The organism is Granulicella sp. S190 (genome assembly GCF_009766095.1).
GTDB lineage: Bacteria > Acidobacteriota > Terriglobia > Terriglobales > Acidobacteriaceae > Edaphobacter.
Window position 1 is genome coordinate 81,818 of record NZ_LMUD01000023.1, and the last position, 16,781, is coordinate 98,598.

14 protein-coding genes are annotated in these 16,781 nt (G+C 56.3%); 7 read left to right on the plus strand and 7 right to left on the minus strand.

Translation table 11 applies throughout. The features are described from left to right. Positions 1–253: 253 nt before the first annotated feature. Complete coding sequence (locus GSQ94_RS13680) at positions 254–3,547, plus strand: fatty acyl-AMP ligase (RefSeq protein ID WP_158944436.1); 3,294 nt, start codon at positions 254–256, stop codon at positions 3,545–3,547. 2 nt (positions 3,548–3,549) lie between these two features. On the opposite strand, the gene GSQ94_RS13685 is transcribed toward GSQ94_RS13680, so the two are convergent. Then, positions 3,550–4,173 carry a hypothetical protein gene (locus GSQ94_RS13685; RefSeq protein ID WP_158944437.1) on the minus strand — a complete coding sequence of 208 codons (624 nt, stop codon included), beginning with the start codon at positions 4,171–4,173 and terminating at the stop codon, positions 3,550–3,552. Between the two features lie 300 nt (positions 4,174–4,473). On the opposite strand from GSQ94_RS13685, the gene GSQ94_RS13690 reads away from it, so the two are divergent. Continuing rightward, positions 4,474–6,711, plus strand: a complete 2,238-nt coding sequence (locus GSQ94_RS13690) for an MMPL family transporter (protein WP_158944438.1) — start codon at positions 4,474–4,476, stop codon at positions 6,709–6,711. Here GSQ94_RS13690 and GSQ94_RS13695 read toward each other — a convergent pair. Continuing rightward, the gene (locus GSQ94_RS13695; RefSeq protein WP_158944439.1) at positions 6,698–7,066 is read right to left on the minus strand and encodes a hypothetical protein; all 369 of its coding nucleotides are present in this window, start codon (positions 7,064–7,066) and stop codon (positions 6,698–6,700) included. The two genes, GSQ94_RS13690 and GSQ94_RS13695, sit on opposite strands and share 14 nt — an antisense overlap. A 92-nt stretch (positions 7,067–7,158) precedes the next feature. Beyond that, complete coding sequence (locus GSQ94_RS13700) at positions 7,159–7,827, minus strand: hypothetical protein (protein WP_158944440.1); 669 nt, start codon at positions 7,825–7,827, stop codon at positions 7,159–7,161. Between the two features lie 401 nt (positions 7,828–8,228). On the opposite strand from GSQ94_RS13700, the gene GSQ94_RS13705 reads away from it, so the two are divergent. Beyond that, entirely contained in the window at positions 8,229–10,298 is a 2,070-nt protein-coding gene (locus GSQ94_RS13705; RefSeq protein WP_158944441.1) for a beta-N-acetylhexosaminidase, read from the plus strand. A 118-nt stretch (positions 10,299–10,416) separates the two neighbouring features. Here GSQ94_RS13705 and GSQ94_RS13710 read toward each other — a convergent pair whose 3' ends face one another. Continuing rightward, positions 10,417–11,253: an SGNH/GDSL hydrolase family protein gene (locus GSQ94_RS13710; RefSeq protein ID WP_158944442.1), complete on the minus strand. Its 837-nt coding sequence runs from the start codon at positions 11,251–11,253 to the stop codon at positions 10,417–10,419. Between the two features lie 89 nt (positions 11,254–11,342). On the opposite strand from GSQ94_RS13710, the gene GSQ94_RS13715 reads away from it, so the two are divergent. The 3 genes from GSQ94_RS13715 to asnS are packed head-to-tail and all read left to right on the plus strand — an operon-like array spanning position 11,343 to position 14,023. Next, positions 11,343–12,218 (plus strand): sugar phosphate isomerase/epimerase, encoded by an 876-nt coding sequence (locus GSQ94_RS13715; RefSeq protein ID WP_158944443.1) that lies wholly within the window; start codon positions 11,343–11,345, stop codon positions 12,216–12,218. Beyond that, on the plus strand, positions 12,215–12,661 hold the full coding sequence (locus GSQ94_RS13720; RefSeq protein ID WP_158944444.1) for a hypothetical protein: 447 nt from the start codon (positions 12,215–12,217) through the stop codon (positions 12,659–12,661). The genes GSQ94_RS13715 and GSQ94_RS13720 overlap by 4 nt, the downstream gene beginning before the upstream one ends. Before the next feature lie 15 nt (positions 12,662–12,676). Then, a complete protein-coding gene (asnS, locus tag GSQ94_RS13725) occupies positions 12,677–14,023 on the plus strand; it encodes an asparagine--tRNA ligase (RefSeq protein WP_158944445.1) in 1,347 nt (448 codons plus the stop codon). Here asnS and GSQ94_RS13730 read toward each other — a convergent pair. Further along, a complete protein-coding gene (locus tag GSQ94_RS13730) occupies positions 14,014–14,931 on the minus strand; it encodes a hypothetical protein (protein ID WP_158944446.1) in 918 nt (305 codons plus the stop codon). The genes asnS and GSQ94_RS13730 overlap by 10 nt on opposite strands. 513 nt (positions 14,932–15,444) lie before the next feature. Between GSQ94_RS13730 and GSQ94_RS13735 the strand changes: the two genes are divergently transcribed. Continuing rightward, on the plus strand, positions 15,445–15,759 hold the full coding sequence (locus tag GSQ94_RS13735) for a hypothetical protein (protein WP_158944447.1): 315 nt from the start codon (positions 15,445–15,447) through the stop codon (positions 15,757–15,759). A gap of 81 nt (positions 15,760–15,840) precedes the next feature. Here the strand turns inward: GSQ94_RS13735 and GSQ94_RS13740 are convergent, their stop codons facing one another. Both GSQ94_RS13740 and GSQ94_RS13745 read right to left on the minus strand, forming a co-directional pair. Next, entirely contained in the window at positions 15,841–16,203 is a 363-nt protein-coding gene (locus GSQ94_RS13740; RefSeq protein ID WP_158944448.1) for a type II toxin-antitoxin system VapC family toxin, read from the minus strand. Next, the gene (locus GSQ94_RS13745) at positions 16,200–16,418 is read right to left on the minus strand and encodes a CopG family transcriptional regulator (RefSeq protein WP_158944449.1); all 219 of its coding nucleotides are present in this window, start codon (positions 16,416–16,418) and stop codon (positions 16,200–16,202) included. The genes GSQ94_RS13740 and GSQ94_RS13745 overlap by 4 nt, the downstream gene beginning before the upstream one ends. Positions 16,419–16,781: the final 363 nt, after the last annotated feature.

Below are 16,781 nucleotides of genomic sequence, written 5' to 3' on the forward strand. Positions count from 1 at the left end.
CAGGGTCAGACGAAGCGAGCTTGGGACTTCTCGTTTCTGGAAGCGGGACCACGTCTATTGCTTCCGGGCTCTGCTACCATGAACTGACTGACTGATGCAGCGGCACAGAATGTTTTATGCCTTTGTTCTCATTCGGCTTACACTGTAATTCCGCACTCCGAGACTCAGTCGTATTTCACCTGATCAGGACACTGGGGAGCAGCGTCTCGTACTGAGTTTTGCTATTTAACCTCGGAGGTATTGCTGATCTCTTATGGCGTCGATCTTAGACCAACTGGATAGGCTGGGTGAGGAACACCCGCACAAGCTCCTTTATTCGTACCTTGACCTGAACGGCAATCCGATCGAGTGCTACTCGTACGCCTCGTTTATCAAACGGACGAAGGCGATCGCCGATCATTTGCTGAAGGAGAATCGCTTCGCGGCGGAGGACCGGCTTCTGCTCGCCTACCCACCGGGACTCGAGATGATCTGCGCGTTTTTTGGTTGCGTGCGCGCCGGATTGATCCCCGTGCCCGTCTATCCCCCAAGTTCTCGTGGCTTCCAGAGCGCGCTGTATAAGATGGTGCACATCGCCAAGGATTGCCAGGCATCCGGGATTTTAACCAGCGGAGATTACCACGCGTCTCTGAAGACAAATCTCACGCGAAGTGGGGTCTCGGCGTCGGGCGTTGACGTCGACTACATCTCCAGCCTTCCGTGGATCGTCACGGAAGAGTTCTTGGAGATGACTTCAGACGAACCCTCTTTCGGCACTTCGAAGATTCTGTTTCTTCAATACACCTCGGGGTCGACGATGGATCCCAAAGGTGTGATGGTGACGCACGAAAACATCCTGCAGACCTGCCCGCTCGTGATCGATCATCCCAACCCGGTCGTCGTATCCTGGCTCCCTCAGTATCACGATATGGGACTGATCGGGTGCTACCTTTATCCCGCGCTGAGAGGAGGCACGACGTATGGCTTCTCTTCCATGGACTTCATTCAGCGGCCGATCCTCTGGTTCGACACGATAACAACTTATAAGGCTACCGCGACTGCGGCACCCAACTTCGCCTACGACTATTGCCTGCGTCCGGGCAGGTTATCCAAAGAGGGCCTGGAGGACTGCGATCTCAGCTCGCTCCGGGTATTGATGTGCGCCGCGGAACCTGTTAAGCCAGATACGTTTACACGATTTCTAGAGGCGTTTCAGCCTCACGGATTGAGGTCAGAGAGCTTTTATGCCGCCTTCGGGCTGGCTGAAAATACTCTTGCGGTTTCACTCGGCGGCCGCAATATTGTCTCCGTCAATAAGCGGGCCCTCGCGCTGGGTAAGGCGCGCATGACGACCGAGGTCTCCGAGATCGACGGGGCCACGCAGATTGTCAGCTGCGGAACCCCGCTCGCGGGTATCGACGTTAAGATTGTGGACCCGGAACAGCACTTCGCTCTGGATTCGGGCCATGTCGGGGAGATTTGGATCGCTGGAAGCGGCAAGTGTCTGGGGTACTGGAACAACCCGGAGCTGACGCTGAAGCAGTTTCGCGCACGGCTTGTAGATGATAGTCCCTATGACGATGGCTATCTCCGAACCGGCGACATGGGATTCTTCCACGACGGCGAACTCTACGTTTGCGGTCGCATTAAGGACATGATTATCCTGCGCGGGCAAAATTATTATCCGCAGGATATCGAAAATGTTGTGGAGAGAGCTTCCGGCCTGATCCGCAACAGTTGCGTCGCCGCATTCCAGATTCACGAAGACAGCGAGCCTGCACTGGCAATCGTGGCCGAAGTGAAGAATCCTAAGGCTCTTCCGGATGCGCGAAAGATTGCAGCTGCGGTCCGGAGTTATCTGAACGTGGAAGTGGCCCTGATCTCCTTCATCGCACCGCGTGCGGTCCCGAGAACGAGTTCGGGAAAGATCATGCGCCATAAGACGAAGCAGATGTGGCTGGAGGGTCAGTTCACCGTTCTCTCCGAGTTTTCGCGGGAGAAGGACGCCGGGTGCTCCGAGCCCAGTTCTGGGCCGCAATCGACCTTCGACGAATTGAAGGTCAGGTACAACCTGACAGGCTCGGAATCCTACAACCTGGTTGAAGCCGGCCTGGACTCCCTCGACCTTGTCGTGTTCATGCATGAACTCAAGGAGCTTTTGAAGGATAAGGGCGCCGAGATGCTGGCGCGGCAGGTCGATATCGGTGTCATTCAGCGTGTCAGCGTGGCCGATCTATTTCGATTGGCGGAGCAGTTGGAGCGTGCGCCTAAGGAAGCACTGGAGCAACTGCGCCATTCCCTGTCAGCTTTCCGTGATGAGCAGCGCGCAGCAGAAAAGCAGATGATGGGCGACGACAGCAAGCTCATCTTCGCCCCTTCGGCTCCGGAGCCCTTGCCCCAGATGCCGGTCATGAATCATGTCCTGCTGACGGGCGGTACCGGTTTCATCGGACCGTTCCTCATGAAGAGTCTGCTGGAGCAGACGCGGGCGAAGATCTATGTTCTCGTCAGAGCTTCCGACGATGTTCAGGGCAGGCAGAGGCTGAGGGCGGCAATGGAATCGATGGGGCCTTGTCCCGTCGCGCTCATGCGGACATTCGAAGCACGTGTTACTCCCATTTGCGGCGATCTCGGGCAGCCAATGCTGGGGCTGAATCAGGATGTCTGGGACTTCCTCGCCAGTGAAGTAGACACGGTATTCCACAACGGCGCGACCGTGAACTATCTGTTTAACTACGACCGCATGCGTGATGCGAACGTGATGGGAACCAACGAGGTCCTGCGGCTGGCCTTCGAAGGGAGATCCAAGGAATTCAATTATGTCTCGACTACCTTCGTGTTTGGCTGGGCAGTAAAGAGTGTCCTCTATGAGACCGACTTCAATAAGGATATGGAGCTTCTTGATTTCGGATACAGCCAGACCAAATGGGTAGCGGAACAAGTTGTTGCAGATGCGCGCAGCCGGGGACTTTCAACACGGATCTTCCGGCCCGCACTTGTTAGTCCCTCAGTGACTGGCGGAGGCAACAACTTCGATATCGCTGTTCGTTTAGTGGCGTTTATGGTGAATCACGGCATCGGAGTCGACACTCTCAACCAGGTGAGTTTCGTTCCCGCGGACATCGTGGCAAACAATATCGTTGCAATCTCAACCACTCCCGGCACCGCGAATAAGACTTACCACGTGGTCCGGGACGACTATGCGAACATGCTGAATATTACCGAGCTCATCACCAAGTCCACAGGGCGGCAATTCGAAATATTCAATATCTCTGAGTTTGTTCCCGAGTTGATCCGCAGATGCCGGAAGGAAGATCTACTCTTTCCGCTGCTGGATTTTCTAGTGGGCTCGGTGGACAACATCTCCGCGATGGAGTTCAAGCGCTATGAGAGTTCCTCCTATCAAGAGGCGCGCGATGCTTCTAAGTGGGGCATCCCGGATCCGTCGCTCGAAGATACGGTCGCCGGCATTCTGAAGTTTATGCACCGTAAGGGAATTATCTCGGTTGCGGCTCGTGAGCTCAGCGCTACGTCATCTCCTGAGCCTCTTGCCTTCACGGATGCATAATCCTATTGCTTCTTGAACACCAGCGTTTCAGTCAGGTGCTGACCGGTCTCTAACGTGCCTGCGGTGGTCAGTGTCATCTGCTGGCCATTCGCGGAGACCGTCCACCTGTCTTTTTGAGCCACCTGATCGTCTCGCCGGTAGATCGCGTCGACGGTGTGTGGGTCTACAAGTTGTAGCGTGACGTTATCGTTGCGGGAGCTCTTCACGTCGTACTGCTTCCCGTCGAGACGTGCGGTGTAACTGAACTCACCCGAAAATCGGACCCCATCGTTTCCGTCCGGCTCTATCTTTATCACCAGCCCTTGCCGCATACGAGTCTTGGTGGGATCCTGTGTCCACTCGCCCGCGAGCAAATCGCCACCGGTCTTCACGTTTCCACTTCGGGTCCACACGGTGATCTTGTCGGCATTGCCTGCGCTCACAGTAGTAATCGTGAGCTCGTTCCCATCCTTCGAAAGCTTCTCGCGAACCGTCGTCACGACAGCTCCATCCTTCTTCTCCTTGACCTCCGCCTGTCTCTTATTGATCCTTCGCAGCTCGACCTGATTGAATGCCGGATTCCCTGGGACGGCCGTCTCATGTCCGTTCGACTTCGCGGTGAAATCGAGGTGGATATCGCCTGACATCACTACGTGCACCGCGTCATGAAGTGCGGTGACGGAGAGCTTGTTCGGAGGAGTCAGGCTGGACTGCGCGGAGAGAAGCGTCCAGGAGCCAATACGAGGGTCAGCGGTTCCAGATTGAAAGGCGGCAAGCAGTGCGAGTAACGCGAGTTTAAGAATGGGTCCTCCTAATCGATCGGAACAAATTTAGCAGATTCAGGGAGCCGACTACGTCCACCTCTGGCACTGATTCCGCCTTCGAGTTATTTTGATGCCATCGGAGAGTGGCATATTGCCTGATTGGCAACGATTTTGTGTGACATCATGAATCTCATGCATGTGCGCCGTTTTTGGGTGGCCGGAGTAGTCCTTGCCGCTGTCGTTGCGCTTCTTCCATTCTCTTTCCACGCCGAGCGCCATCTGGAGACGGCAACCCGTGTTGAGGGAAGTGAAGCGGAGGCTGTCCGACAAGAGCTTGTCAGTCGTTTTCATTCGCCGTTCGTGGATCGCGTAGTCCTCGTGATTCAGGGACTACCTCCCGCGGATTCAGCGGAGGGCGAGCAGGCACTGGCAACCATTGTGTCAGGGCTGAGAGAAGAACCCGGCGTGTCCGGCGTCGTCTCTCATCTCGAGTTGCGCGATCCGGTCTTTCTGGGCAAGGGCGGTGGAACGTTTGTCCTGGTTGGGCTGTCATCGACCGAGGCGCCGGTGGAGTCGCTCGTTCCGAAGCTTCACGAGCGGGCAAACTCTCTCGCCAATCAACTGCGGGGCCGCTATCCAAACGTGAAGATCGAACTGACGGGCGAACTTCCGCTTAACTTCGACATCCGCAAAGCGAGCGCCGATGACGTGCGACGCGGAGAGAGCCTGGTGATTCCCGCGACCCTCGCGCTTTTGCTGGTGGCCTTCGGAAGCCTGGTCGCTGCCCTCATCCCATTGGCCGTCGGCCAGCTTGCCATCGCGGCTACTCTGGCGATTACAGGATTACTGGCCCATCGCTTTCACTTGTCCATTCTGGTTCAAAATTTGGCCACCATGCTCGGCTTAGGCCTGGGAATCGACTATGCGCTTCTCATGGTCAGCCGCTTCCGTGAGGCGATCTCAGCCGGGCACGACGGGGCCGCAGCGTCGGTCCTAGCGGCTCGTCAGGCAGGTCGTACGCTTTTGATCTCTGCCTCGACCGTCGCCATCGGGTTTCTCGCGCTTCTAACCGTTCCCATCAGCGAAATTCGTTCTATCGGTGTCGCGGGATTCCTGGTTGCGGGAATGTGTGTGTTGCTCACAAATACAGTCGTCCCGGCAGTCCTGGCCTTGCTCGGTCGGCGGATTGACGCTGGTCGTTTGCCTTTTACTCCGAAGCTGGATGTCCATAGGGCCGAACGTACGGGAGAACGCTGGAGGAGCTGGGGAAAGGTGATTGTTGCCCATCCCTGGCTTGCCCTCGTTCTGGCAGGCGCCCCCTTGCTTCTGCTCGCGTGGCAGGTCACGCGATTGGATACCAGTCTCCCCAAAGGGGATTGGCTTCCGGAGTCAGCGGAATCAGTTCACGCGCTGCACACCCTGGAACAGATGGATCGGGCCGGCGTTGTTTATTCGATGCGTGTCATCGTCGAACTGCCAACAGATTCCATAGCGCAAACCGACGCAGGATGGAACGCGCTCGATCGCCTCAGCAAGCGCCTCGCGAGCGACCCTCGTTGCGCCCGCGTCATCTCGATCTCAACCATTGCGGAGGGCAATCGCGCCTCTCTCACGGACCTCTCGCGGGAGACGAGGCGTACGTTTCTGAGCAGTGACGGACGGGCGGCGCTGCTCGAGGTGCTACCCGCGACTTCAGTCTCCCTGCGCGATCAAGTCGACTGGGTCCGGGAGCTCCGAAAGACCGGTGCGGCAGCACTCACCGGCGTGCCTGGGGCAACGCTACAGATTGGCGGGATTCCAGCACTCAACGCCGATTACCAGACGATTGTCACAAACCGCTTTGTGCCAGTGATGGGGATGGTGGTGGGAGCGACGTTCCTGGCACTTCTCTGCGGGTTCCGATCCCTCTTCGCTGCCGTCAAGGCGATTGCACTCAACTTGCTCTCGGTCGCAGCTTCCTTCGGAGCCTTAGTCCTGGTCTTCCAGGATGGACATGGGAGCAGCCTGCTGGGAGTCCCTGGGGGGACGGGAAGCGTGTTCCCGCTTGTTCCTATCGTCGCCTTTGCCATCGTCTTCGGGCTAAGCATGGACTATGAAGTGTTTCTGGTCGCACGGGTTCTGGAAGCCAGGAGGGGCGGCCTGGGTGAAATGGACGCAATCCCGGAGGGGATGGCTAGAACCGCAGGCCTGATTACGAGCGCCGCTGCGATCATGATCGTGGTCTTCGCGGCATTCACCTTCGGAAATTTTCTGGTGGTCAAGATGATCGGATTTACACTGGCCGTCGCCGTGTTGATCGACGCGACACTCGTTCGTATTGTGATCGGTCCCGCGCTCCTTCGTGTTGCCGGTGATTGGAACTGGTGGCCTGGCGGACTCGGCAAGCCGCGCAGTGCGCCCAAGGCGGCTAGCCGCGAATGATGCGTATTTTTTCGACCAGGTCGAAGACTGTCGTGTAGTCCATAAAAGCGTTTTTTCGCCTCCACCTGCTGGTCGAAGGCGCGGCTGCGGCATAGGGTTGAGTCTTTGGCGTCAGCCTTGTTTCCAGGATTCGCAACAGGCTGTCTCCTCCGCCATCGATATCGAAACAGATCACACCTGCCAGCTCTCCGCCCAAAATGGAAAACCCCAAAATAAATCCTGAAAAGATGGCGCATTTTTCCGCACCGAAAAAGTGGTTGCTAAAAAACCACCTTAGCCATACATTCCACCACGATCTCACCACCAAAAAACCATCTCCAAACACCCTGTTTCCGCAAAATCCCCCAGAAAACACCACATCTCACCACGGAAAGAAAATTCTGCTCTGCATCGGCTGGAGACGAAATCTGATCATCCACAGCTTGCTGTTTTTTTGAGGATTGACGGCTACTCGACGTGGGCGACGTCATCATTCATCGAAAAAACGTCTTTGAAGTCCCTTTCGTAAGGAAAAACGTGGATCATCCAGGTGAACATGGTGGGGTGGAAGGTGCCCCGTTCAGCCTCGCACACCTCTTTGCTGTGAATCGAACCGAACATGCCGAATTTGGGATGAGCTCCCAGGTAATCTTTCACGCGGTCCGCCGGTGCGGCGCAGAAGTTGGTATGCACGTGCCAGCGCGCAACGCTAAGAGGGATGCGCTGATTCAACTCCTCTTCCGTGGCGTTCGGGCGCGCCGTAAACATGACGCCCTCCAGCTTGTATTGCTGGTACTGAGTCCGCCGGTAGAGCAGTGAAGTAGGCTTGCTTGGGTCGAAGTGGTCATCGGCCTCTCGAGCATTGGCCTCATTGTTGAAGTGGTACTGAGGTTGTTCAAGCTTCGGGTTCGCAATAGAGTATCCGTCGGCCAAAGCTTTGCGGTAGTCCCGGTAACGCTCCATGCTTGCTTTAACCGTAGCTACTACGGCCTTAGCTTTTTCCTCGTCACCTGGCTGCTTTGGTCGCAGGGCTGTGATGTACATGTGTCCGGCCATGGCAGCCATGCTCGGACCCATATTGCTCATGTCACTCATACCGCTCATATTGCCTTTGCCGCTCATGTCCATTCCGGGCATGCTGTCTTTTTGCCGAGCATCTACTGGGGAAACAGTCAGCGACACGATACCGAGAAGGAAAGCCACCGAGATCATGCAACGAGCGTTGAGCATTCTGGCCCCCGCGATAGTTACCGAACTAGCTTCGGCTCCATTGATTCATCATTCCGTGGTCGGTTACAAGAGCCACCTCTGCGGCGTCGAGTATAGCCACTGCGAATCTGAGATTCTTTGTGATGAGGCCAACGGATGCACGTTCATCGACGGATTTCTGTCGGCGGGCTGGAACAGCGTTACTCTATTTTGGCGATAAACTATCGTAGTTTGAGGTAGCGGCCCTAAGCCGGGCTAAGATCACCACCTTCAAGAGATAAGCCTCGCCAAACACAAGGCGGTGAGCCAGGAATCACCAAGGAGCAGCAATGAACCATGCATCGACTCTGCGTCATCACTGCGCCAGAGTAATCGTCTCCGGGACACTCTGCTTTATGACCCATATTCTTGCCGCGCAATCCTCCAACTTCAAAAACACGCTCCTTCCGCAGCCATCGAAGGTTGCCCTTGGCAGCGGCGCTATTCCCATAACCAAGAACTTCACCGTCTCGTTCAACGGGACGCACAACACCATCCTCGAAGCGGGCGTTCGCCGCACTCTCGATAGCCTGGAGACAGAAACCGATACTCCGCTCAGCAAAGAGCTACAGGCCGTCAACCCTACCCTCGTCATTCAGGTGCAGGATGTCACCGGGACACGGCCTACCCTGGAGACTGATGAGACGTATACCCTCAGCGTCTCTAAGGACAAGATCACTCTGCAAGCGCACACGGTCTTCGGAGCGCTTCATGGTCTTCAAACCCTACAACAGCTTGTCCAGGTCGAAGATGGCCGCTACGTCATCCCCGCAGTTGACATCAACGACTCTCCGCGTTTTCCCTGGCGCGGCTTCATGCTCGACGTTAGCCGTCACTTCATGCCTTTACCCGTCATCTATCGCACGCTCGACGGCATGGCCGCGGTAAAGCTCAACGTCTTCCACTGGCACCTCACTGACGACCAGGGCTTCCGTATCGAGAGCAAGCTCTTTCCCCTTCTCACCTCCAAAGGCTCCGACGGCCTCTTCTACACTCAAGATCAGGTTCGCGCGGTCATCGCGTACGCCAGCGCCCGCGGCATCCGCATCGTGCCGGAGTTCGATGTTCCCGGCCACGTTACCAGCTGGCTCGTCGGCATGCCCCAGTTCGGCAGCGTCCGACGCTCCTATGAGATCTCCCGCACCTTCGGAGTCTGGGACGGTGCACTCGACCCTACCCGTGAGAGCACTTACCAGTTTCTTGACGCATTCATCGGCGAAATGTCCGCACTCTTTCCCGACGACTATCTCCACCTTGGCGGCGACGAGAGCAACGGGGCCGACTGGAAGGCGAATCCCGCCATCGTCGCCTATATGCACGCCCATAATATGAAGTCCACGGACGATCTTCAGACCTACTTCAGCACGCGTGTTCTTACCCTTGTCCACCAGCATCACAAGCAGATGGTCGGCTGGGACGAGATTCTTACCCCGGGCACTCCTAAAGACGCTCTCATCCAAAGCTGGCGTGGCGTCGAATCTCTTGCCGTCGCCGCCAAACAAGGCAATCGCGGCATCCTCTCAGCTCCCTATTATCTCGACGGCATGAAGTCAGCCGAGCGGATGTACCTCGACGACCCCATACCCAGCAACACCACTCTCACGGCGGCCGAGCAGAAGCTTATTCTTGGCGGCGAAGTCTGCATGTGGGCTGAGCAGATCACACCTCAGACTGTAGACTCCCGCGTCTGGCCACGTACGGCTGCTCTTGCGGAACGCTTCTGGTCGCCACGCGATACCCGCGATGTGCATGATATGTATCGCCGCCTCGAAGTCGAATCTATCCGTCTCGACGGCCTCGGTCTTTCCCATATCTCCGGACCGGAGTCCGGACTGCGTCAACTTGCAGGTAGTGAAGCCGCAGCTTCTCAGTTGGCGGTCCTCGTCTCCACACTCTCTCCGGTCTCCTTTGGTGACCGCTACAACCAGCAAAAGACCTCGCAGCTTACCCCGATGGGTAACGCCGTCGATTACACCCGTCCCGATCCACCCCTCCGCGAAGATCTCCGCCTCCTCGTAGAAGGTTATTTGCACAGTAGTTCGCCTGCCGACCACATAGCCGCTCGCAAGCAGCTTCAGACCCTCTTCCAATCTTGGGTCTCTTCGGGCTCGTCATTAGACGCGCTCTCTATTGAGCATCCCAAGCTCAATCAACTCACACTCCGGCGAGCCCAACTGCCTAAGCTCGGACAATTGGGTCTTCAGTCCCTAGCCTCTATCGAATCCCACACAGCGCCTGCGCCCGCATGGATCGACGAGCAAAACAGTGTCCTCAAGACCGCGGCTGACCACTCCGAACTTACAGACTTCGTGATACTTCCACCGTTGCAGCAACTACTCGATACTGCCGGGCTCCACTGATGTGCGGTTGTCGATTCCCTCACTCGTTTTGCGATGGTCTTTCTAACGTGATCCATGAATTCCGAGAACAACGTACGCTACATAAGTCGCAATCGTTAAACGTTGGAAGAACCACTCTTTACTCACCCAGCGTCTTATCAATCGCTGCCTGCGCCAGTGGCGTCATGATCGCGTACCCCTGCGCATTGGGATGCACTCCGTCAAAGCTGATTCCGAGCTTCATTCCGCCATCTGCTCCCACCATTGCCGAGTAATAGTCCAGATAAGTTACTGAGTGATTGACGCAGTAGCGTTTCAGCCAGTCATTCAATGCTCTGATCTTCGGCGAGGGTGCAAGGCCCGGCTTCCACGGATAGTCCGCCGCTGGCAGAATGGATGCGACAATCACGCGGATCCCATTCGCCTTGGCCAGATCGATCATCGACCGGAAGTTATCCTCGGTCATTTGCGGCGTCATCGGACCGGTATTCCCGGCGACGTCGTTAGTCCCTGCCAGAATCAGCACCGCTGCCGGATGCAGATCGATTACATCCTGGCGAAACCGGACCACCATCTGCGGTGTGGTTTGGCCGCTGATGCCGCGATTTACGTACGGCTTCCCGGGAAAAAACTCGCCCGTATTCGGCAGGCGGCCCCATGCATCCGTGATTGAGTCTCCATAGAACACCACCCGCTGCTCCCCCGCCGCCGTCACCGGAGCTAACGCCGCGTTATCCGCCTGATATCGTTCCAGTCCTGGCCAATCTGCCAGCTTTGCCTCCATCCCGGCGATCTGTTTCGCCCTCTCCACTGTCATGGAGACCGGCGGCACTACCGCCGAAGCCGATGTTGCTGCCGGGGTCTGAGCCGGCGCAGGAGTGCTCTCAACCGGAGCTGTAATACCAACCTGACCATTAGCCATCCCACTTCCCCAGGAGATACAGCCCGCTAAAACCATCCGCACGGCAAGCTTCATCTGGACCTCCACTCGGTTCAAATTCTAGCCGAACTGCCGAACCCTTCCGCTACACCGCCGGATCCCCTCCTGCTGTACCCTAAAAGGTGATGCAACCCGGTATCTCCACCCACGTCTTCTTCTCGCAGCGCCTTCACCCCGGCCTGCTCGACGCTTTGCACAGATCCGGCGCTCAGGTGATCGAGCTCTTCGCAGCCCGCCACCACTTCGACTACACCGATCGCGCCGCCGTCCGAGATATCGCCACTTGGTTCAACTCGACCGGCGTGGGAGCCACGCTCCACCAGCCCCTCTACCTAAGCGACCGTGCCGACGCCCAGTGGTCCCGCCACGTTGCCCACAATCTCAATCTGATCGACCCCGAAAAATCCCGGCGCATCTCTGCCATGGACGAGGTCAAGCGCGCCCTCGAGTCCGCTGAGCAGATCCCCATCTCCGCCTGTACCCTTCACCTCGGTCATAAGGACGATGCCTGGAACCTTCGCGCCCTAGAGAACTCCCTTACCGCCATCGAGCACCTCAAGGCCTTCGCGCACCCCCTCGGCGTTCGCATCCTGCTCGAAAATCTCCAGAACGAGATCACAACCCCCGAACACCTCCTCGAAATACTGAAGGTGGGCCACTTCGACCGCGTCGGCGTCACCCTCGACCTGGGCCACGCCCACCTCGCCGCCCCCGAAGCCAACAAAGGCATCGACGAGGCCTTCGAGTTCCTCAAGCCCCGCATCGCCGAGCTCCACATCCACGACAACCTCGGCGCCAAGGATGACCATCTCTGGCCCGGCACCGCCGGCATCGACTGGCACAACATCGCCAGACACATCGCCACCCTCCCGGCCAACACCCCGGGCATCTTGGAGATCGCCCACGAACTGGAAGAAACCCCCGAATCCGCGTCCACCAAGGCGACGCAAGCCTTCGACCTTCTCAAACGAGCCGCCGAGGCTACCGCCTCCAAAGCATGAGCCGTTTATCCAAAGCTGCAGCCTTTTCATTTCTATTGACGTCGACTCTTATGACAAGCGCGCAGGCGCTTAGAGTTCAAATTCTCAACGGGAAGAATGGTAAGCCCGTTGCAAACGAACACGTCAATCTGTTTCGAACTGGAGATTTTGGCGATCTCGCCGGTGATCGTAACGTGCGTGGATTCAGGACGGATGCCGATGGCATCGTCACAACGTCCGACATATCTCCAGATATTCATTCGTTTTTCGTCTCTGTCGATTGGCATCGTCAATGCAATGAAAACGAAAAAGTGAATCGTACTCCGTTTTCATTACCTGAGATCTTCTCGAAAGGCATCGTCAGCAAAAATTCTTGCAAAGCGAAAGTGCAAAGAGCTGCTGAGCCCGGGACCCTGATCCTCTTCGTCCGCGATGAAACGTTCTTCGAGAAAATGGCGCACTAGTAGACTGAAAGAGACATGTCTACCGAAACAACAACCTCCGCACCCATCGCCACCATTGCCTCCCTCTCCGCGCACGAAGGCCAGACCATCACCCTCCGCGGCTGGCTCTACAACCTCCGCGCCTCGGGCAAGCTTCTCTTTCCCATCTTCCGCGACGGCACCGGCACCATCCAGGGCATCGTCCCCAAAGCCGCGGTCTCCGAAGAGGTCTTCGAGACCCTAAAGAATCTCACTCTCGAATCCAGCCTCACCGTCACCGGCAAAGTTCGCGCCGACTCTCGCGCTCCCTCCGGCTACGAGCTCGACGTCGAAAGCATCGCAGTCCTCCAGCGCGTCCCCGAAGACACTCCCTTCCCCATTACGCTCAAAGAGCACGGCGTCGACTTCCTCATGGAGCACCGCCACCTCTGGCTCCGCACCCCGCGCCAGTCCGCCATCCTCCGCGTCCGCGCCACCATCATGCGTGCCGCAGCCGAGTACTTCGACACCAACGGTTTCATCCGCACTGATCCGCCGATCCTCACGCCCAACGCCTGCGAGGGCACCTCCGAGCTCTTCGAGATGGACTACTTCGACGACGACAAGGCCTACCTCACCCAGTCCGGCCAGCTTTACATCGAAGCCACCGCCCTCGCGCTCGGCAAGGTCTACAGCTTCGGCCCCACCTTCCGCGCCGAAAAATCCAAAACCCGCCGCCACCTCACCGAGTTCTGGATGATCGAACCCGAGGTCGCCTTTCTCGAGCTCGACGGCCTCATGAACCTCGCCGAAGGCTTCATCACCCATATCATCACTCGCGTGCTCGAGTCGCACCGCGCCGACCTCAAGGTCATCGGCAAAGACATCGCCAAGCTCGAAGCTGTTGTCGGCACCTTTCCCCGCCTAAGCTACGACGAAGCCCACGCCATGCTCGACGAAGCCCACAAAGCCGGCAAGATCGAAGCTCCTCACAAATACGGCGACGACTTCGGCAGCCCCGACGAGACCTACATCTCCAGCCAGTTCGACAAGCCCGTCATGATCCACCGCTACCCCGCCGCCTTCAAGGCCTTCTACATGCAGCCCGACCCGCTCGACCCCAGCAAGGCCCTCTGCGTCGACGTCCTCGCGCCCGAAGGCTACGGCGAAATCATCGGCGGCTCCCAGCGCATCGACAGTTACGACCTCCTCAAGTCCCGCATCGAAGAGCACCATCTCCCACTCGACGCCTTCCAGTGGTACCTGGACCTGCGCAAGTACGGCAGCGTCCCCCACGCCGGCTTCGGCATGGGCATCGAGCGAGCGGTAGCCTGGATCTGCGGACTCGACCACGTCCGCGAAACCATCCCCTTCGCCCGCACGCTCAACAGAATTTACCCGTGAAGCAAGTCTCGATAAGCAGATCTATTCGGCTTTGCCGTGTCGTCATCTACAGGAACCGCATTTAGCGGTGGTCTTGAACGTCGCGCAGGTCTAAAGGCCTTTTCTTCTTGGTCATGATAGAGGCGATGCAGTCGGCTGGCGGATTTAGCAGCTTTTTCTTGCGCTTCTGAAGGTTCTATATCTTCGATAAATTCAACCAGTTCAACTAACGCAGCGTGAAACTTACCATTACTCAGATCGTGACTTCCGCGCGAATTGATTTCGCGGCTGCTGCGACTTATAGCCCACTCTAAATATTGTGGCGGCAACAAACTCTCGGGATTACTGAAATGCCGTTGCTGGCTTCTTGCAAGATCAAGCAACTCCTCTATCATTGCCTCCTGTTTAGTAGGTACAGCTGAGGTCTTTACTTTCATTGGAGCGTCTTGAAGAATTGTCGAAAGCTCTCTTTCGAGCTCCGGCCACCATTTATCGAATGTTCGTTTTACGGTTGCCAGCTCTACGCGCTCCAAATCGCCAGACTTGTTGTTGATACTCTCTATAAGCTTACGTACCTCGTCTTGCGTAAACGCCGTTGCTTGGAACTGAATAAGCGGTCCGTTATTTAGCTCTGCCGCCTTCAGATTTAAAAGAAATGGGCTAACAAACGACTTGTCTATCGCCTTTGAGAGAGCTCCGGCTTCAAAGTTGAGCCAAGCAGCTCCCTGATTGTCAGCTGTCACGCAAAGAATTCCATAAACCGAGTCATTAAGCTCTTTGGCTATATCGACGCTCCACCGTGTTCCTTTATCGATGTCTTCAGAAGAAACGTAAGGACGGACATATTGAAGGACACAAGGAATCCAGTCCCGCAACGCACAAGCGACTTTTTGACTTAGAGAACCGGACCAACTTACGAAAACTTTCATGAAGCTCCAAAAAGAGAAAGAGATAGTATTTTGACTCGAATGATGATACCTGACACTGGAGGCGACCCATATCTAGAATTGCGACACAAAACCTAACTACCCAATCTCATCATTGCCGTGAGTATTCGCACCGCGGGAACCATTTTTTGCAATCCTCGGGAGCCTATTCATCCCAATAAATTCTCTTGCATTTCCAATTCGTAACTGGCAAAGTAACAAAGCGTAGGAGAGGCTCCGATGAACACCAAATCGCACAACACGATGCATAGATCACCACAGACGATGTTTGTCTGGAGCGATCGCCGGGCTTTGCCTCTCACCTGCCGCTAACCTTTAGCAGACGATCCTACGCAACCCACACCCAACGGCGAATAGCCAACAGCTGAGACAGTCGTTTCGACGATGTCCTGTCGAACCGCCTTGCCGTCTTCGCCAACTCACATGCGCCATCGCGCAGCTGCAAAACTGCGCCCAAACACTCCAGCCTCCGCTGGTTAGAAAGAAGGGCCCGCCATGAGCAAGGCTTACATCAAGGGCGGAACGCCGATTGGTTCGGCATCGCTCTGTAAAACCTGCTCCTACGCGCACATCATGACCGGCTACCGAGAGTCGGAGATGGTCACAATGTGCAACGAAGTCCACCCCAACATCGTCGTCCCGTTCCTCATCTACGAGTGCACAGGCTACTACGATAAGAACCGTCCGAACTACGACCAGATGCAGAAGCTCGCTATCGACGTCGCTTCCGATCCGATGAAGCCTGTAGGTTTCAAGGTAGGTGTTGGCTTCCACGAAGCCGCCGTCGCACGTATCTCCGACGATGACTAACCGGGTGCCGGGTGCCCCAAATCTCGATTTTGAGATGTGGGCATTCGCGCCCTCGCGCGAACCGCTTTTTCCAACGCAACCTTAAATCTTGTAAGGCACCCGCACTCCACGAGTCCCAGCCGGAAAATCCTTCACATTCCTCGTTACCAGAATCCTGCCGGCAATCTCAGCCGTCGCCAGAATAATCGCATCCGGCATCTTGATCCTCTTCTGCCTCCGATTCAAAGCCGCTTGCTCCGCCACCGCGCTCGTAATCGCCAAAACCTGAAAGTTCACCAGAAAAGCCCGCAAAATCACCTCCTCACTTTGAGTCTTCGCTCCCGTCATCACTTCGATCCACGTAATCGTGCTGATCGAAGGATTCTGGCGTTGAATCTCCCGTGTGGCTTTGCTAACTCCGTTCAAATGGTCAATCAGGATATTCGTATCGAAGAGTTCGTTCACCGCTTCCACTCATTCCGCAGCTTATTCTGGAACTCCACTCCATCCACCCCGCGTTCCTTCCACAACCCAAAGGAGTCCTCAAGCCCGGCCTTATTCTGCGCAAGAAATCCTGCCACAGCCTGCCGAATCAACTCCGCCCGCGACACCTTTCGCGCCTCGCTCAAAGCATTCAACTCTTCAAGCTCGTCCTCCGGAATATCAACCAGCGTTCGCATGGCACTCCTTATGATATACAGTCACGATATCACCTGTGAGTGGCACAAACCCAGGTGCCCGGACAGGAGATCGTATGCGTATAAGCAATGCGCCCGGCCCCTCAGCTGTCGCCAAAATAACCGCATGCGATATCTTGATCTTCACCTGCCGTCGGCCCTGTCAAGCCATCTCAAACTTAAAAATCCGACAACGCACACAAAATAAATGCGTTATCGGCAAAAATAACACCCTTCCAAAGTGCCGTTCAGTTTCACCTCGTCAGGTAAAATAGTGATAGGAAAATTAGAAGATCTCGAGAGCAGGTCTGGATTTTTGTAAGTCCCCGTACAAGCCGTTCTATTACAAGACTTTGACTCATTTGA

Coding starts and splice junctions, on each gene's coding strand:
- GSQ94_RS13735 (WP_158944447.1), top strand. CDS start 15,445: ATGAGCAAGGCTTACATCAAGGGCGGAACGCCGATTGGTTCGGCATCG.
- GSQ94_RS13690 (WP_158944438.1), top strand. CDS start 4,474: ATGAATCTCATGCATGTGCGCCGTTTTTGGGTGGCCGGAGTAGTCCTT.
- GSQ94_RS13705 (WP_158944441.1), top strand. CDS start 8,229: ATGAACCATGCATCGACTCTGCGTCATCACTGCGCCAGAGTAATCGTC.
- GSQ94_RS13685 (WP_158944437.1), bottom strand. CDS start 4,173: ATGTCAGGCGATATCCACCTCGATTTCACCGCGAAGTCGAACGGACAT.
- GSQ94_RS13745 (WP_158944449.1), bottom strand. CDS start 16,418: ATGCGAACGCTGGTTGATATTCCGGAGGACGAGCTTGAAGAGTTGAAT.
- GSQ94_RS13720 (WP_158944444.1), top strand. CDS start 12,215: ATGAGCCGTTTATCCAAAGCTGCAGCCTTTTCATTTCTATTGACGTCG.
- GSQ94_RS13710 (WP_158944442.1), bottom strand. CDS start 11,253: ATGAAGCTTGCCGTGCGGATGGTTTTAGCGGGCTGTATCTCCTGGGGA.
- GSQ94_RS13680 (WP_158944436.1), top strand. CDS start 254: ATGGCGTCGATCTTAGACCAACTGGATAGGCTGGGTGAGGAACACCCG.
- GSQ94_RS13715 (WP_158944443.1), top strand. CDS start 11,343: ATGCAACCCGGTATCTCCACCCACGTCTTCTTCTCGCAGCGCCTTCAC.
- GSQ94_RS13700 (WP_158944440.1), bottom strand. CDS start 7,827: ATGCCCGGAATGGACATGAGCGGCAAAGGCAATATGAGCGGTATGAGT.
- GSQ94_RS13730 (WP_158944446.1), bottom strand. CDS start 14,931: ATGAAAGTTTTCGTAAGTTGGTCCGGTTCTCTAAGTCAAAAAGTCGCT.
- asnS (WP_158944445.1), top strand. CDS start 12,677: ATGTCTACCGAAACAACAACCTCCGCACCCATCGCCACCATTGCCTCC.